Here is a 16,581-nt window from a genome sequence, read left to right as displayed (position 1 = left end):
CCCCTCCCCGACACCGCGTCTTCACGGGACGGTCACGTTTCGACAAATGGAGGCAACGGCTCTTGACGAGATACCGGACATACGGCTGTCATTGCGCCACCGTGTTCGGTCAAGTTGGTTTCTGGTCGATTGCGACTGGATTTCACGCCACACCCTCATGGCCGGACCCTGCCTTCAGGAGCAGTTCATGCACGACCTCTCTCCCTCCGGTCTCTCCCTCTCCGCTCCCAGCCGCCGCACCCTGCTGCGCGGCATGGGCGGCGCGGCCCTGCTCGGTGCCGGAATACCCCTGCTGAGCGCCTGCGGCGGCAGCGGTTCGTCCGCCGACCCGAAGACGGTCAGTCTCGGCTCCAACTCGTCCGACGCCGTGCCGAAGAAGGCGTTCGCCGAGATCTACGCCGCCTTCACCAAGAAGTCCGGCATCAAGGTCGACGTGAACACCAAGGACCACAACACGTTCCAGGAGCAGATCAACTCCTACCTGCAGGGCACTCCCGACGACGTGTTCACCTGGTTCGCCGGCTACCGCATGCAGTTCTTCGCGGCGAAGAAGCTCGCGTCCCCGATCGACGACGTGTGGCAGAAGATCGGCGGCAACTTCCCGGCGGCGATGCAGAAGCTCAGCAAGGGCGAGGACGGCAAGTACTACTTCGTGCCGCTGTACACGTACCCGTGGGCGGTCTTCTACCGCAAGAGCGTCTTCGCGCAGCACGGCTACAAGGTGCCCACCACCTGGGACGACTTCGTCGCCCTGTGCAAGCGGATGAAGAAGGACGGGCTGGTCCCGATCGCCTTCGGCGACAAGGACGCCTGGCCCGCGATGGGCACCTTCGACCAGATCAACTTCCGCACCAACGGCTACGACTTCCACGTCGACCTGATGGCGGGCAAGGCCTCCTGGACCGACCCCAAGGTGCGCAAGGTCTTCGACCACTGGACGGAGATCCTGCCCTACCACCAGGAGGGCGCGGTCGGCCGCACCTGGCAGGACGCGGCGCAGTCGCTGGTGGCCAAGAAGGCCGGCATGTACCTGCTGGGCACGTTCGTCGGTCAGCAGTTCACCAACAAGGCCGACCTGGACGACCTTGACTTCTTCGCCTTCCCGGAGATCGACCCGCAGTTCGGGCAGGACACCGTCGAGGCGCCCACCGACGGCTTCATGCTCTCCAAGGCCCCGAAGAACCGCGACGGCGCGGTCAAGCTCCTGGAGTACCTGGGCACGCCCGAGGCCGAGCAGATCTACCTCAAGGCCGACTCCAGCGTGGTGGCCGCCTCCACAAAGGCCGACACCTCCAGCTACACCGCGCTGCAGAAGAAGAGCTTCGAGATGATCTCCGGCGCGAAGAGCCTCACCCAGTTCATGGACCGCGACTCCCGCCCGGACTTCACGTCCACGGTGATGCAGCCGGCGCTGCAGAACTTCATCCGCAACCCGAAGAACGTCGACAGCATCCTCTCGTCGATCGAACGCCAGAAGAAGACGATCTTCGCCTCCTCCTGACCGAACGGAGCCTCGACGACTCGGATCACGACATGACTGCCACCCCCGCGAAGGCTCCGGAGCCGGCCGCCCCGCCGGCTCCGGGGCCCGCCCCCACGCCCCCGCCCGCCAAGACGCCCCACGGTCACCGGCGTCTGCTCACCCGACGGGACCGCCTCACACTCGGCCTGATGGCCGGCGTGCCGACGGTCCTGCACGTCGCCCTGGTGTGGCTGACGGCCCTCGCCTCGATCGCGCTGGCCTTCACCACCTGGGACGGCATCGGCTTCGACTCCATCAAGTGGGTCGGACTGCAGAACTTCAAGGAGCTGTTCACCAGCAACCCGCAGTTCTGGCCCGCCGTCGAGCACAACGTCATCTGGTTCGTGGTGCTCATCCTGCTGCCCACGCCCTTCGGCCTGTTCCTCGCCGTGCAGCTGGACAAGAAGATCCGCTTCAGCCGCGTCTACCAGACCGCGTTCTTCCTGCCGGTCGTGATGTCGCTGGCGGTCATCGGCTTCGTCTGGCAGCTGATCTACAACCCCGACACCGGCCTGATCAACAGCATCATCGGCGCCAACAAACCCGGCCACTACATCGACTGGATCGGCGACCCGGACCTCAACCTCTGGGCGATCCTCGTCGCCGCCTCCTGGCGGCACGCCGGCTACATGATGATCCTCTACCTGGCAGGCCTGAAGAGCGTCGATCCGGCCCTGCGCGAGGCCTCCGCGCTGGACGGCGCCAGTGAGTGGCAGACGTTCAAGAACGTCATCTTCCCGACCCTGCGCCCGACCAACACCGTCGTCCTGGTCGTCACGATCATCGAGGCGCTGCGCGCCTTCGACCTGGTCTTCGTCTTCAACAAGGGCGCCCAGGGCACCGAGCTGCTGTCGATCCTGGTGACCAACAACATCATCGGCGAGTCCAGCCGCATCGGATACGGCTCCGCGATCGCCGTCGTCCTGCTGGTCATCTCGCTCGCGGTGATCATCCCCTACCTGATCGCCACCTTCCGGAAGGAGCGGCGCGCATGACCACCCTGAGCGCACCGGTCAAGCAGCGCACCCCGATCCGCCCCGCCCGGATCCTGCTGCACACCTTCCTCGTCGTCACGGCGCTGGCCTGGCTCGCGCCCCTGCTGTGGGCCCTGCTCGCGGCGATGCGGCCGTACGCGGAGACCAGCACCAAGGGCTACGTCTCCTGGCCCGACAAGCTCACCTTCGACAACTTCACCAACGCCTTCCAGCAGTCGGACATGCTGCACTACTTCGGCAACACGCTGATCATCGCGGTCCCGGCCGTGCTGCTGACGCTGCTGCTGTCGTCGATGGTGGCCTTCTACGTCAGCCGCTTCGACTTCCGGCTCAACCTGTTCCTGCTGCTGGTGTTCACGGCCGGCAACCTGCTGCCCCAGCAGGTCATCATCACTCCGCTGTACCGGCTGTACCTGCTGATCGACCTGCCCGGCATCACCATGAGCGGCAAGCTCTACGACTCCGCGCTCGGCCTGGTGCTGATCCACGTGGCGTTCCAGTCCGGGTTCTGCGCGTTCGTGCTGAGCAACTACATGCGCTCGCTGCCGCACGAGCTCACCGAGGCCGCCCTGGTCGACGGCGCCTCCGTCTGGCGGCTGTACTGGCAGATCGTGCTGCCGCTGTGCAAGCCCGCGATGGCCGCCCTCGCGACCCTGCTGTCCATCTGGATCTACAACGACTTCTTCTGGGCCATCGTCCTGATCTCCACCGGCGAGAACATGCCGATCACCTCGGCGCTGAACAACCTCTCCGGCCAGTACTTCACCGACCCCAACCTGGTCGCCGCAGGAGCCCTGCTCACCGCGATCCCGACCCTGATCGTGTACTTCGCACTCCAGCGCCAGTTCGTCAGCGGGCTCACCCTCGGCGCCAACAAGGGCTGACCCCGCTTCGACGGACGACCCGTGCCGCGCCACGAGAGGCCGGCTGGAGGACGGCTGGAGAGCCGCAACAGCGCCGGGGCACTCCCGCACGAAGATCGTTGCGCTGCCGGAACACCGACTCGCATCCTTGTCACCCGGCCGGCGTCGCCGTGTGGGAGGAAGGTGGTCCGGTGTCCAGCTCTCAGACCGCCCCGGCAGCGCCGGGACGCACGGCACGACGACGCGTTCTCCTGACGCGGACGCTGATCGGCACGGCACTGGTCTGGCTGTCACTGCTCGCGGCGCGGCCGCTGCTGGGCGGCCGCGTCTGGTGGTGGGTGCTGATCGACCTGCTGCCGCCCCTCGCCCTGGTCGTGGTGCCGCTCGCGCTGCTGACGGCGGGAGCGGTCCTCCTGCTGCGGCCCCGGCGCGGCTTGCTCCGGGAAGGCCGGTGGCTGACGGGACTCGCCGCGGTGGCGCTGATCGTCGCGGTGCCGCAGTCGGGGCTGAACCTGCGGGCCCTCGGCGGGCAGGAGCCCCCACCCCCGGGCGCGCTGAAGATCATGTCCTGGGACACGCTGGAATGGGCGCAGGGCAACGATCCCGGCCACTTCCACCGCTACCTGAAGCAGCACCGGGCGGACGTCTACCTGCTTCAGGAGTACATGGAGATCGGGGACGGGGAGCCGGTGCCGGTCGACGACGAGGACCGGCTGCGCGCTTCCTTCCCCGGCTACCACTTCGCGATGGCCGGCGAACTGCTCACCATGTCACGGTTCCCGATCGAGGAGCAGACCGTGGTACGGGCACGACTGCCCGAACCGGAGACGTCCTGGGACGACTACTGGGACATCCGGGTTCTGCGCACCGACATCGTCGTGGACGGTACCGAGGTCTCCTTCTACAACGTGCATCTCCCGGACCTGTTCTACCTGGGAGCCAGCCCGTTCTCCGCGGAGTTCTACCGGATCGTCGCCGACCTGGACCACCGCCGGACCGCGGTGCTCAAAGCGCTGCGGGCGGACATCGAGAACAACGACAACCCCAAGGTCGTGGCCGGGGTGCTCAACCTGGTGCCCGGCTCCGGCGCACTGCGGTGGCTGGACGGCCTGACCGACGCGGCGCACTCCTCGGACAGCCTCTACCCGGTGTCGTTCTGGGTCGGAAAGCCCCAGGCCTGGCGCCTCGACTGGGCCTTCTCCGCCACGGGCGCGAAGGCCCACGGCTACCGGCTGACGGACCCGGAGGGGCTGTCCTCGCACCGGGCCCAGGAGTTCTTTCTGTCCACCTGAGCCCGGGCACTGATCACCTCACTTGGTGAGCCCCTGGCTCTCCATCAGCCGTTCGAAGCACTTGAGCTTCACGTCCTCGTCCTGTGTGCCGTGCATGGAACCCGGCTGGTTGCGCAGGTCGCTGTGGCGTACCCGCAGCGGCCACCGCTCCGGGTAGGCGATCTTGCGGTTGCCGGAGGTCCCGACGTGGCTCGCGAGGTTCTCCCACTGGTACTCGAAGCCCGCGTGGCTGACGAAGGTGTCCCGGTGGAAGGCGCCGAGCCGGCGTGCGACGGGGGCGAAGCGGGCGGTGTCGTAGGCGATGAGCTGGTCCACCACCCGGTTGACGGAGCGGACCCCCGGCTCGATCTCCGGTCCGACGTCCTCGAGCGGCCAGTCCCACTCCTCGTGGTCGTCCACCTTGCTGATGAGGGCCACCTCGGGATTCGCCTCGAAGATCTGCGCGGTGGCGTCGAGGACGTCGAAGTCCTCGTCGGTCTTGTGGATGAACGTGTCGTCGGTGAACGTGATCAGGTACGGACTCGTGGTGGTGAAGTGGTTGCCGTGGAAGTTGTTCGACGGCGCGCCGGAGAAGGAGTTGCGGTCGGTACGCCGCCACCGCAGCTCGTCCACGCCGAGATCGGCCAGCCGGGGCACCAGCCGGGCGACGACGTCCTCGGACGCCCGCTCCGCCACCAGGATCACTTCGAAATCGTGCCGGGTGGGGTAGGTGAGGGAACGGATCGCCAACGGCAGTGTCCTGCCGAGGAGCCGTTCGGTGTTGTGGAAGGCGCAGGCCAGGGTGAAGAAAGCCATGACGGATACCTCCGGGTGTTACGCGAGGACCGCCGCGAGCGCGGCGGCCAGCTTGGCGCTGTCGTGAGCGGTGCCGTGTGCGGGGTCGGAGCGGACGAGATCGGCGCGCACGACCGGGATGTCGAGGTGCCCGGTCGGCAGCGGGCCGCCGTCGTGCACCAGCACCAGGTCGGGTTCCACACCGTGGGCGCGCAGCGCCTCGACATGCGCGGCGACGTCGTACCCCTGGGTCTCGGCCACCTCGGGCTCCAGGTTGCAGACGTAGACGCGCTGGGCGCGGGTCGTGGCGAGGGCGGCGTGCAGATCGTCGACCAGGGCGGCCGCCAGGATGGAGGTGTACACCGAGCCGGGGCCCAGCACCACCTGGTCCGCCGCGTGGATCGCCCGGGCCAGGCCGTCGGGTGCTTTGACCCCGGGTGGGACGAGCTCGACACGGCTGATGCCCGCCGTCTTCGATATGGCGTACTGCCCGCTCATCCGGGTGCCGTCGGACGTGACGGCACTCAGGTCGACCGGTTCCACCGTCGCGGGGACCACCCGGCCGCGCTCCGGGTCCAGGCCGAGCAGCGCCGCGGTGCTCTCGGTCGCGGTCAGGAAGTCGCCCGTGACGGAGGTGAGCCCGGCCAGCAGCAGGTTGCCGAGGGCGTGCCCCTCCACGTCGGTGCCGCCGAACCGGTACTCCATCGCCTGGCCGAGAGGTTCCTCCTCGGCGCCGGCGAGCGCCGCCAGACAGCGCCGCAGGTCGCCGGGGGCGGGGATGGCCAAGGCGCTGCGCAGCCGCCCGGAGGAGCCGCTGTCGTCCGCTGTGGCGACGATCGCGGTGGTGTGGGCGGCGTACCGGCGGGTGGCCCGGAGTGTGGCCGTCAGCCCGCGTCCGCCGCCCATGGCCACGACGCGAGGGTGCTCGGCCCGGGCGCTCACTTGTGGACGTCCCGGTGCAGGACGCCGGGCGTGAAGCCCAGCTGCCGCAGGACGACCGCCAGTTGCTCGGCCATCGCGACCGAACGGTGCTGACCGCCGGTGCAGCCCAGCGCGATGGTGAGGTACGCCCGTCCCTCCTCGGTGTAGGCGGGCAGCAGCCGGCCGAGCATCCGCTCGGCGTCCCGGAGGAACGACTGCGCGGCGGGCTGGGCGAGGACGTAGTCGCTGACCTGCGGTTGCAGACCGGTCAGTTCGCGCAGCTCCTCGACCCAGTGCGGGTTGGGCAGGAACCGGCAGTCGAAGACGAGGTCGGCGTCGAGGGGCAGGCCGTGCTTGTAGCCGAAGGACAGCAGCGTCATCTGCACGTCCTTCGTGGTCCGCGTACCCGCGAAGAAGGTGCCGAGCCTGCGGCGCAGCTCGTGGCGGTTGAGCGTGCTGGTGTCGAGCACCATGTCGGCCTCGTCGCGCACGGGCGCGAGCAGTTCCCGTTCCTGGTCGATGGCGGCGACCAGGCGTTGTTTGTCGCCGTCGGCCAGCGGATGGCGGCGACGGGTGTGGTCGAAGCGGCGTACCAGGACGTCGGTGGCCGCCTCCAGGAACAGCACCCGTACCCGCGCCCCCGAGGAGCGCAGCCAGGACAGCATGGGCAGGACGTCGTCCTGGTACGGCGCGGTGCCGACCGCCAGGGCGACCCGGGTGATGGAGGACTTCGGGGCGCCGGCCAGTTCGGCCACCTTGGGCACCAGCCTGGGCGGCAGGTTGTCGATGGTGAACCAGCCGAGGTCCTCCAGGTGGTCGGCCGCCAGGCTGCGGCCGGCCCCGGACAGACCAGTGATGACGACGAACTCGCTCTCGGGTCCGGGGAAGAGCGTCACGGCCGGCTTCCCGGGGTCTCGGTGGCGAAACGGTCCAGCTGCCCGATGGGCCCCTCGGGCCGCCAGCTGAGCGGTGGGATGTGGGCGTTGACGAGTTCGCCGTCCTCGCGCAGCAGCGACGCCGGGGGGTGCTGCATGTGGAGCATCCAGTCGTCGTGGTTGAAGAAGGGAGCGGCGATGTCGAAGCGGTAGACGAAGTCGTTGTCCTCGCCGCCCCACCCCTCGTACCGCTCGTCCATGCCGCCCACCCGGTGGAAGATCCCGGTGCGCACCCACAGGCAGCAGCCCGGCGGGCGGCGCAGCTGGAAGGCGCGCAGATGGTCGGCGGAGGCCTCGACGCCGCGTCGCTGGACCCGCTCACGGATGGCCCATGCGGTGGTGGGACCGTCCAGGCAGCTCATCTTCCGGTACGTCATATGGCCGCCGACGCCGGGGGAGCGGAAGCGTTCGGCGTTGCGGGCGACGAAGTCCCGGTCGGCCAGCACGTCGGCGTCGAGGATGCAGAGCACCTCGTTGCGGCCGGGGGTGTTGGCCACACCCGCGTTGACCGCCCACGACTTGTTGAACAGGCCGGCCTTGGGGGCGAACAGGTAGTGGTCGGTCAAGGGCGTGATCGCCTCGCGGTGGCGCGGGGAGTCGTCGGACTCGACCACGGTGACCTGGTACCGCTCGCGCGGGTAGGACTGGTCGCGCAGAGCGAGCAGGCATGCCAGCAGGTTGCGCAGCCGGGCGCCGCCGGTGTCGCGGTCCCGGAACGGGATGACGATCAGTACCTCGGGGTCCGCTCCGGCGGGCAGCGCCGGCCCCGGCGGGAGGACACGGAGCTCCTCGACGGAGACCGGCTCGGCCTCCCGCGTGTGCAGCGCGCCGAGGTGGAAGCCGATGCGCGAGTTGCACTCCGTCTCCCAGGCGGCGTCGAACAGGGGGGCGGTGGAGGGCACGTCGGCCTGGTCGAGGAGGGCGGCACGCAGCTCGTGGTAGTGGTCGGGAACGGCCGGGTCCTGGGCGAGGCGCTCGCCCAGGGAGCGGATCCCGGGGTCCTCGGCCTTCTTGACCGCGGCGACGACGGCCTCGGTCCACGGGCGGGCCATCTCCCAGTAGAAGAGGCCCGAGCGGCGGGCGTCGGGGTCCGAGGCGACGACGATGCTGTCGACGACGGCGGTGGCCAGGACCTCGGGGTCGTCCGGACGGAGCTGTGGCATGTGGATTCCCTTCGAGCTGCGGTCAGATGAGGGGGTCGGCGGCGCGGGCGGGCGGCGGGCCGACCGCTGCCTGCTGCCCGGACGTGGCGAAGCGCAGCAGTACCGCGGCACCCACCGCGAGCACGCTGACCACGCCGAGCGCCGCGGGCAGTCCGGTCAGTTGCGCGAGGAAGCCGATCAGGGGAGGCCCGGCCAGGAAGCCGGTGCCGGCGATGCTGGAGACGACGGTGATGGCCGGGCCGACGGTCTGCCCGCTCATCCGGCCGGCCATCGAGAAGACGGCGGGCATGACGATGGACAGTCCCGTCCCCAGGGCCGCGAACCCGCACACGGCCGCGGCCGGATGCCGGGCCAGCAGTCCCGCGGCGAAGGCGCAGCCCGCGCCCGTCACCGCCCAGGTGACCACCCGAACGTCACCCCAGCGGGCCAGGAACCGGTCGCCGAGGAAGCGCCCGGCCGCCATGGCGACGGAGTACGCGGAGTAGCCCAGGGCGGCGAACTGGGCGCTGGCGTCGAGGCTGTCGCGCAGATAGATGGCGCCCCAGTCGCCGACCGCGCCCTCACCCGCCATACCGCACAGACCGACGAAACCCAGCAGCACCAGCGGCAGCCTCCGGCCCGCGGGCAGCCTGGCCCAGCCCCCTTCGGCGCGCTTCGGCGCCACATCGCTGTTCGCCGGCAGCAGCCAGGCCGAGGCGGCCAGTGCGACGCAGCCCAGCACGGCTCCGACGAGCGCCAGGTGCACCAGCGGGGACAGCCCCCGGGCCTCGGCGGCCCCGCCGGTCAGCGAGCCGAGGAGCCCGCCGATGCTGTACACGCCGTGCAGCGAGGACAGCACCGGACGGCCCAGACGGTCCTGCACGGCGACGCCGTGGGCGTTCATCGCCACGTCGACGACGCCCATCGCCGCGCCGAAGCAGACGAGGGCGAGCCCGAGCGTGACGACGTTGCCGGCCAGCGCCGGGAGCATCACCGCCAGACAGCTCAGCGTGATGCCGATCCGGGTGACGGGGCGGCTGCCGTACCGGGCGACGAGCTGTCCGGAGACCTGCTTGGACAGCAGCGCCCCGACGGCCAGGCCGAGCAGCGCCAGCCCGAGGGGACCGGTGTCCGCCTGCGTGTGGTCCTTGACGGTGGGGATGCGCAGCACCCAGTTGCCGAACAGGGCCCCGTTGACGAAGAACACCACGCTCAGGGCGGCCCTGGCCCGCCGCGGACGCGCCACGGCGGGCACCGGTCCCTGCGTCACGCCGGAGTCACGGGGTTCGCCGGTGGCATCTCCTCGAAGCCCTGGGTGAGCCAGATGCCCTTCCACACGTCGGGGTCGGACGGCAGGACGACCTCGACCAGGCTGGGCCCCTCCTCGGCGGCGCTCTTCTCCAGCGCGGTCGCCAGCTGGGACACCGCCGCCTGGACCGTCGCGGGATCGTCGCCGACGGGGACGACGACCTGCTGGGCGGGCACGCCGAGCGCGTCGGCGACCTGGTGGTAGGACAGGCGGGTGACGTTCGCGAGGTACGCGCGGTCCGTGGCGCCGTAGGAGGCGGCGGCCTGCTTCTTCAGCGAGACGGACTCACCGTTGTTGCACACGACGAAGAGCACCCGCGCCTGGTCCTGCACGGCGGCCACCAGCCCCTGGAAGGAGTTGGTGAACGCCTGGTCGCCCAGCGTGCACATCACCCGGGCGTCCGGCTCCCCCACGGCCAGACCCGTCGCGTACGCCAGCCCGCCGCCGACGAACGCCCCGTGGTCACCGAAGACCCTGAGCCCCGGGGGGAAGCCGTCGTAGTGCTCGGACAGCAGACCGCCGAACATCTGGCTGTCGTCCACGAGCGCCGGCCGCTCCCAGGACGCGAGCGTGTCCGCGAGCGCCTGGGCGACGGCACGGCGTCCGTCCTCGACGGCGGCGGTGGCCCGCTCGGGACTCACCAGGTGCCCGGCGCGGGCCGCGGCCGGGAACCAGGGCTCGCGCGCCGGTTCCCCGGAGGTTTCGAGCCGGTCGGCCAGCTCCGCGAGGATCAGGGCCGGCTCACCGACGACCAGCGGCTCGTCCTCGCGCAGGTACTCGTTCTTGAGGACCTTGGAGGCGTCGGTGTTGACGGCAGCTCTGCGACAGCCGGGCAAGGGGCCGACGACGCGTTCGTAGATGTTGCGGTCCTCCACCGTCACCAGGAGGTCGCAATCGGCCAGCAGGGCGCGGTGCGCCGGAGCGAAGGGGTTGAGCCAGCCGACGAAGTTCGAGACCTCCTCGTCGCGCAGCCGCTCGAAGAGCATCGGGCCCCTGCGGTACCGAAGCTGGGCCACGGCCGCCCCGGCCAGGGCGCTCAGCCGGTCGAGCGCGGGGCGCAGCCCGGGGTCGTGCAGGGCGTAGTCGTCGACGAGGAACAGCGGGCGTTCGGCCCGCCGCAGATCGCTCAGCAGCGCGTCCAGCGCCGGCTGGCTCAGGTCGGTGGACCGCGTGGCGGGGGGAGCGGTGAGCAGCGTGTCGAGCGGGATCCAGCGCTTCTCGGCGACGTCCTGGGGAATGCCCAGGACGGCCGGCCGGTTCGGCGGGGCGGTGCAGAAGGCCAGGGCCTCCCGGAGCCGTGCCACGAACTGCTCGGCCGCAGCCCGGCGTTCGCCGGGCCGCTCGGGCACCGCGGGGGCCTCCCAGGACCAGTCGGCGAACCGGCCGATGCCGTCGAGCAGGCCGTGTTCGCCGTGCGGCGGGAGGAAGCGGGCGGACCCGCTGGAAGGCAGGCCGACGAGGAACAGGGTCCCCGCCTCGTTGCGCCGGGCGTCGGCGACTGCTCCGGCGGCGTTGGTGAGCCCGCGCGCCCCGTGCAGTACGGCCGCGCCCCGGCCCGGTGACATCAGGGAGGCGCCCGCCGCCATGAAGGCGGACTCCTTGTCACCGCGCCCGTTGGACAGTTGGATGCCGTCGCTGCGGTCCAGCGCGTCGCAGAGCGCGAGTTCCGAGGTTCCGGCGTAGACGAAGACGTTGCGGACGCCGCCGTCGGCCAGCAGTGCCGCGACGGCCTCCGCGCCGGTCAGCAGCGGCGGCTCCCCGGGGCCGTTGCCGGCGGCCGCCGGTACGGGGGTCCCTGCTGCCCGGGTGTGGCCGGCGAGTAACTCCCGTGCCAGGGACAGGGGGTCGCAAGCGGGCGTGGAGTCGGGGAACCGCGGGTCCTGGACGGAGTCGGAGGGCATGTCGGTCAACTCGTTTCCTGGAGGTGGTGCGAGACGAATGCGGTCAGCCATGCCCGGAAGTCCGGTCCGAGATCGTCGTGCTCGCAGGCCAGACGGACGATCGAACGCAGGTAGTCGGCCCGGTCGCCGGTGTCGTAGCGGCGGCCGGAGAAGAGCACGCCGTGGACCGGCGCACGGGCTGAGCGGCTGCGGGCCAGGCTGTCCAGCGCGTCGGTGAGCTGGATCTCTCCGCCGTGTCCGGGCGGGATGCCGTGGAGCACGTCGAATATGCCGGGGTGGAGCACGAACCGGCCGATGACGGCGCAGGCGCTGGGTGCCTCGCCGGGGCCGGGCTTTTCCACCAGGCCGGTGATGCGTACGACGTCGCCCTCCTCGGTGGGGGCGATGGCGGCGCATCCGTACAGGTGGATGTCGTGCGGGTCGACCTCCATGAGCGCCACGACGCTGCCGCCCAGCTGTCGCTGTACGGCGGTCATGCGGTCGAGAAGCCGATCACGGGGGTCGATGAGGTCGTCGCCGAGCAGGACGGCGAACGGTTCGTTCCCCACATGCGCTCGTGCGCACAGGATGGCGTGGCCGACTCCTTTGGGGGTGCCCTGGCGAATGTAGTGCAGTGCCACGGGCTCACTGGGTTCACGCACCTGGTCCGCGTATGCTTCATCGCCCTTGCGGGCCAGGGCTTCTTCGATTTCGAGATTGCGGTCGAAATGGTCTTCCAGCAGTCTCTTGTTGCGACCGGTGACGACGAGGATGTTATCGAGACCGGCGGCGACCGCTTCTTCCACCACGTACTGGATGGCCGGCTTGTCGATGACCGGCAGCATTTCCTTGGGAAGAGCCTTGGTGGCAGGCAGGAAACGAGTTCCCAGACCTGCGGCCGGAATGACGGCTTTGCTCAGGGTCGGTAAGCTTGCTGATTCTGTTTTCTGGAGGGGCTCAGATCGCTGCACTGGATTTCACGCCGCGGTGGTCGAATCGCTCCGGTCCGTGCACCTGTGACGTGATGATCTGCTGCTGGAGGAGTGCCAGACGCGCGGACGGTTCGAGGCCGAGTTCACCCACGATCCGCTTCCGCAGGGAGTGGTATGCCTCCAGGGCCTCATTTCTCCGGCCGGCCTGGGAGAGGGCCACCATCAGCTGTCCGTGCAGGTTCTCGTGCAACGGATGGCGGGCCGCCAGCTCACGCAGTTCGCTCAGCACCTCCAGAGGGTTGCCGAGCTGCAGTTCGAGCGCGAAGAGCTTCTCCGTTGCGTTCAAGCGGGACTCGTTGGCGCCGTCCGCCCACACCCGCAGGACAGGCCCGCAGCTGATGTCGGCCAGGGCCGGGCCTCGCCACAGGCTCAGCGCCGCGCGGTAGTGCAGCACGGCCTCCTCCGTCCGCTGGGTGCGGCGGGCCTCGTCCGCCTTCTCCAGCAGCCGGTGGTAACGGGCGATGTCGTAGCGCTCGGGGGTGACCCGCAGGAGGTAACCGCCGGGCTGGGTGATCAGTAATCGCTCGGAAACGGCCTGAGGGGTGACCGCCAAGGCCTCGGCCATGGAGCGCCGCAATTGACCGACGTATGTGTGCAGGGTCGAAGCAGCAGTGCGCGGGGGCCGGGCACCCCACAGTTCACGGTAGAAATCCTCGGTGAGTATCAGCTGGTTTGCGCGGGCTGAAAGGAGAGCCAGTACCTGGCGTTGTTTTGGGGCGGTCGGAGTCATGTTCCGCTGTGCGGCAAGAAGGGTCAGGTCCCCCAGGGTATTTGCAGCGACTTCCATGAAGCACTCTCCCCGTTGCTCGAAAAACGAACGAACAGAAGGTATCACGCTGTGACCTGCGGAGCCAGATATTCTTTCACTTCCTGACGGCACAGGATGGCCTGAAATGCACCCGCCTGTGAGGCTCGCCAATGGTGCAAGGCGGGGCAATCCTGACGGTGCACCTTCGGAATGCAGTATTCCGATTCCAGGTGGAACGGATACCGGAATTGTGATTACCGGGCATGCGAGTACCCGGATCAGGTTCCGGATCGATCATGTCGAATCAGTTATTCGATCGAATGGCGGGGCATGCCCGCGGCCGTCCTCCCGGCCCGCAGCGCGCAGGCTTCGTGTGGGCACGCGACCGTTCCCCGGCCCGTCCTGGCGCGGCCGGCGGCCCGAGCGGCGCCGATCGGGTTCGGCCACCCCGGAGGGAATCCTTCCCCCTGCGCCGCGAACGCGACGTCGCCCAGGGCGGACTCTTCCCCTACAGTCCGGACGCCGGTGCACTCGCGGCGACTCCGGGGATATCGGCCGGGTGAGTCCGGGTGTCGCCTCCAGACCGTTTCACACCATGATCAAAAGGAGAACATCGAATGAAGCAACGGCGAATCGGCGGCCCGTCCGGCTTCGACACCAGTGCCCTGTGCTTAGGCGCCATGCACTTCGGCACCAGTACCGACGAGGCGACGGCATTCGCCGTCCTCGACCGGTTCCTCGAGGCCGGTGGCACCTTCATCGACACCGCGAACACGTACGCGTTCTGGGTCGAGGGCGGCACGGGCGAGGAGAGCGAGGCGCTGATCGGCCGGTGGCTGCGCAGCCGCGGCGTACGTGACCAGGTCAAGCTGGCGACCAAGGTGGGAGCACTTCCCGTGCCCCTGGACGCCCCGTGGCCGGAGGCCGCCGAGGGGCTGTCGAAGCAGGTGATAGAGCGCCAGGTCAAGGCCAGCCTGGACCGGCTGGGCATCGACCTCATCGACGTGTACTACGCCCATATCGAGGATCGGCGCACCCCCCTGGAGGAGACGGTCGCCGCCTTCGGGGAACTGGTCGAGCACGGCACCGTCCGGCTGCTCGGATGCAGCAACCACGCGGCCTGGCGGATCGAACAGGCTCGTGCCCTCGCGCGGCAGCTCGGCGTCGCCGGCTACTCCTGTGTCCAGCAGCGCGCCACCTACCTCCAGCCGAGGCCCGGCGCGGACTTCGGCGCCAACCCCCATGTCAGCGGCGAACTCCTCGACTACGTGCGCTCCGAGCCGGACCTGACGCTGCTCGGTTACTCGACCCTGCTGGGCGGAGCGCTGAGCCGCGCGGACCGCGAGGTCCCGCAGCAGTACGACCACCCCGGCACGCCGGGCCGGCTGTCCGTGCTGCGCCAGGTCGCGGACGAGCTCGGCGCCTCGCCGAACCAGGTGGCGCTGGCCTGGCACATGCACGGCTCACCCAGCGTGCTCCCGGTCATCGGGGTGAGTTCGGTGAAGCAGCTGGAGGACTGCCTGGCCGCGGTCGACCTCGAGCTGGAGGCCGGCCAGCTGGAGCGGCTGAACACCGCCTGACCCGCGGCCGCCGCGCCGTCCGACGAGCCCGGCCCCGATGCCCTCCCGGCACCGGGGCCGGGCTCCGCTGTTCCTGGTCGCCGCCCTGCCGAGGATCGCTGGCGTCTCGCAAGAGGCGGGCTCGGCGAAGTGGGCAGGGACGGTGCACTCCGGCGGCAACCTCTCCAGAGCCGCAGCACGCACCTGGCAGGAGAACCGCCAGAAGTCCTCTCAGGGCGAGGTAGTGCCACGGTCGCCGCACGGCCCGGCACCACCGCACTGACCGGCGCGTTCGCGCCGCCGGGTGCGGACCGGTGGGGCTTCGCGGGCGTGCGGTCCGGAAGGTGCGGCGGAACCCGGGTACGGCATACCGGCCTTGCCGCCACTGGCGTCACGGGGCACTCTCGGCCTGCCTGTCGGGACATGAGCGGGAACCCCCGCAGAAGGCGTCAACTCCGGTCGTACCTGCGCGCTTTGTTCATCACGAACTGTCGCACCCGGTCTCACTGCGCCACCTGAAGGAGAGACATGACGACGCACCGCCCCCTCTCGACCGTCCCGCGCCCAGGTGGCACGGGACGTCCGCCCGCGCAGGGCAGAAGACGCCGGCACCCGGGCCCGGGGCGTCCCCGTCCCCGCAGCCTCGCTCCCGGGGGAGAGACGACATGACGGTCACGGAACCGCGCCTGCGCGAGCACTCCGTCCCCCCGGGACTGCGGGCGAAGGACCTCCTGCTCCTGGTACGGCCCCGCCAGTGGCCGAAGAATCTGGTGGCCGTGCCCCTCTCGCTGGCCGGCGGAGCGCACTGGAACTGGCACACGCTGTCCCGGATGGCCTGGGCGGTCGTCCTGTTCACCCTCGCCGCCTCGGTCGTCTACGTGATCAACGACATGGCCGACCGGGAGCGGGACCGCCTGCACCCGGTGAAACGCGCCCGGCCGATCGCCTCCGGGCGGGTCTCCGTCCCGGTGGCCGTCTGCTGCGCCGTGCTGCTCACCGCGGCGCTGGGCGCACTGGGCGCACTGGGGCCTTGGCGGCTCGCCTGGCCTGTGGCCGTCTACCTCGTGCTCAACCTGTTCTACAGCCAGTTGCTCAAGCACATCGCCCTGGTCGACGTCTTCGTCGTCGCGGCCGGCTTCGCGCTGCGGGTCATCCTGGGGTCCCTGGCCGGCGGCATCCCGCTGTCGGTGTGGCTGGTCATGGCCGTCTACGCGGCCTCCGTCATGATCAGTCTGGGCAAGCGGCGGCAGGAGCTCGGTCTGGGGGCGGTCGCCGACCGGCACCGTCCCACGCTCGAGGCCTATTCGCGGCCGTTCGTCGACCAGATGGTGATCGTCACCGCCGTCGTCGCGGTGTTCGCGTACTCCGGGTTCCTGCGCAGCGACGCGGCCCAGCCCTTCGGCCAGGTGGCGCTCCTGCTGACGATGCCGTTCGTGCTGTACGGCCTGTTCCGCTACCTGCAGATCCTGATCACGGAAGGGGGCGGCGGGGACCCCACGGCGACCCTGCTGCGCGACCGGCGGGTCGTCACCAGCGCACTGCTGTGCCTGGGCTGTCTCGCCTTCACCTCGGTGCTGGCCGGCCATCCGGGACTCGTGAGCGGACTGCCGAGCCGATGACCGACGATCTGTGGGAAGCCCCTGAGGACA

14 protein-coding genes and 1 pseudogene are annotated in these 16,581 nt (G+C 69.9%); 6 read left to right on the top strand and 9 right to left on the bottom strand.

The genetic code is table 11. The annotated features are described in order from the left end of the window. Positions 1–187 precede the first annotated feature (187 nt). From AB0B29_RS03625 to AB0B29_RS03610, 4 genes are all read left to right on the top strand, one after another. Positions 188–1,501, top strand: coding sequence for an ABC transporter substrate-binding protein (locus AB0B29_RS03625; RefSeq protein ID WP_362233412.1), 1,314 nt, complete (start codon positions 188–190; stop codon positions 1,499–1,501). Positions 1,502–1,533: 32 nt separating this feature from the next. Then, complete coding sequence (locus AB0B29_RS03620) at positions 1,534–2,517, top strand: carbohydrate ABC transporter permease (protein ID WP_362233409.1); 984 nt, start codon at positions 1,534–1,536, stop codon at positions 2,515–2,517. Continuing rightward, positions 2,514–3,401, top strand: coding sequence for a carbohydrate ABC transporter permease (locus tag AB0B29_RS03615; RefSeq protein ID WP_362233406.1), 888 nt, complete (start codon positions 2,514–2,516; stop codon positions 3,399–3,401). The genes AB0B29_RS03620 and AB0B29_RS03615 overlap by 4 nt, the downstream gene beginning before the upstream one ends. Positions 3,402–3,571: 170 nt before the next feature. Beyond that, entirely contained in the window at positions 3,572–4,672 is a 1,101-nt protein-coding gene (locus tag AB0B29_RS03610; protein WP_362233405.1) for an endonuclease/exonuclease/phosphatase family protein, read from the top strand. Between the two features lie 18 nt (positions 4,673–4,690). On the opposite strand, the gene AB0B29_RS03605 is transcribed toward AB0B29_RS03610, so the two are convergent. The 9 genes and pseudogenes from AB0B29_RS03605 to AB0B29_RS03565 all read right to left on the bottom strand — a co-directional run. Then, a complete protein-coding gene (locus AB0B29_RS03605; protein WP_362233402.1) occupies positions 4,691–5,467 on the bottom strand; it encodes a hypothetical protein in 777 nt (258 codons plus the stop codon). Between the two features lie 18 nt (positions 5,468–5,485). Beyond that, the gene (locus tag AB0B29_RS03600) at positions 5,486–6,388 is read right to left on the bottom strand and encodes a gluconeogenesis factor YvcK family protein (protein WP_362233399.1); all 903 of its coding nucleotides are present in this window, start codon (positions 6,386–6,388) and stop codon (positions 5,486–5,488) included. Beyond that, positions 6,385–7,263: an RNase adapter RapZ gene (gene rapZ, locus AB0B29_RS03595; RefSeq protein WP_362233397.1), complete on the bottom strand. Its 879-nt coding sequence runs from the start codon at positions 7,261–7,263 to the stop codon at positions 6,385–6,387. The genes AB0B29_RS03600 and rapZ overlap by 4 nt, the downstream gene beginning before the upstream one ends. Beyond that, positions 7,260–8,465: a glycosyltransferase gene (locus tag AB0B29_RS03590; protein ID WP_362233395.1), complete on the bottom strand. Its 1,206-nt coding sequence runs from the start codon at positions 8,463–8,465 to the stop codon at positions 7,260–7,262. Before AB0B29_RS03590 ends, rapZ begins: the two co-directional genes overlap by 4 nt. A 22-nt stretch (positions 8,466–8,487) precedes the next feature. Then, positions 8,488–9,690, bottom strand: coding sequence for an MFS transporter (locus AB0B29_RS03585; protein WP_362233393.1), 1,203 nt, complete (start codon positions 9,688–9,690; stop codon positions 8,488–8,490). Positions 9,691–9,710: 20 nt separating this feature from the next. Continuing rightward, positions 9,711–11,654, bottom strand: a complete 1,944-nt coding sequence (locus AB0B29_RS03580; RefSeq protein ID WP_362233916.1) for a thiamine pyrophosphate-binding protein — start codon at positions 11,652–11,654, stop codon at positions 9,711–9,713. A 5-nt stretch (positions 11,655–11,659) separates the two neighbouring features. Beyond that, entirely contained in the window at positions 11,660–12,604 is a 945-nt protein-coding gene (locus tag AB0B29_RS03575) for a UTP--glucose-1-phosphate uridylyltransferase (protein WP_436845772.1), read from the bottom strand. Next, entirely contained in the window at positions 12,591–13,190 is a 600-nt protein-coding gene (locus AB0B29_RS03570) for an AfsR/SARP family transcriptional regulator (protein WP_362233910.1), read from the bottom strand. The genes AB0B29_RS03575 and AB0B29_RS03570 overlap by 14 nt, the downstream gene beginning before the upstream one ends. Continuing rightward, a pseudogene (locus AB0B29_RS03565) lies at positions 13,191–13,355 on the bottom strand (winged helix-turn-helix domain-containing protein); the annotation flags it as partial. It lies immediately after the preceding gene. 635 nt (positions 13,356–13,990) lie between these two features. On the opposite strand from AB0B29_RS03565, the gene AB0B29_RS03560 reads away from it, so the two are divergent. Together AB0B29_RS03560 and AB0B29_RS03555 are read left to right on the top strand one after the other, a co-directional pair. Beyond that, a complete protein-coding gene (locus AB0B29_RS03560; RefSeq protein WP_362233390.1) occupies positions 13,991–14,953 on the top strand; it encodes an aldo/keto reductase in 963 nt (320 codons plus the stop codon). Positions 14,954–15,597: 644 nt separating this feature from the next. After that, a complete protein-coding gene (locus AB0B29_RS03555) occupies positions 15,598–16,551 on the top strand; it encodes a UbiA prenyltransferase family protein (RefSeq protein ID WP_362233387.1) in 954 nt (317 codons plus the stop codon). The last annotated feature ends 30 nt before the right edge of the window (positions 16,552–16,581 follow it).

The sequence above is a fragment of the Streptomyces tibetensis genome (assembly GCF_040647715.1).
Taxonomy (GTDB): domain Bacteria; phylum Actinomycetota; class Actinomycetes; order Streptomycetales; family Streptomycetaceae; genus Streptomyces; species Streptomyces tibetensis_A.
Note: the sequence above shows the minus strand (reverse complement) of the source record. Positions and strands in the feature narration are given on the sequence as shown.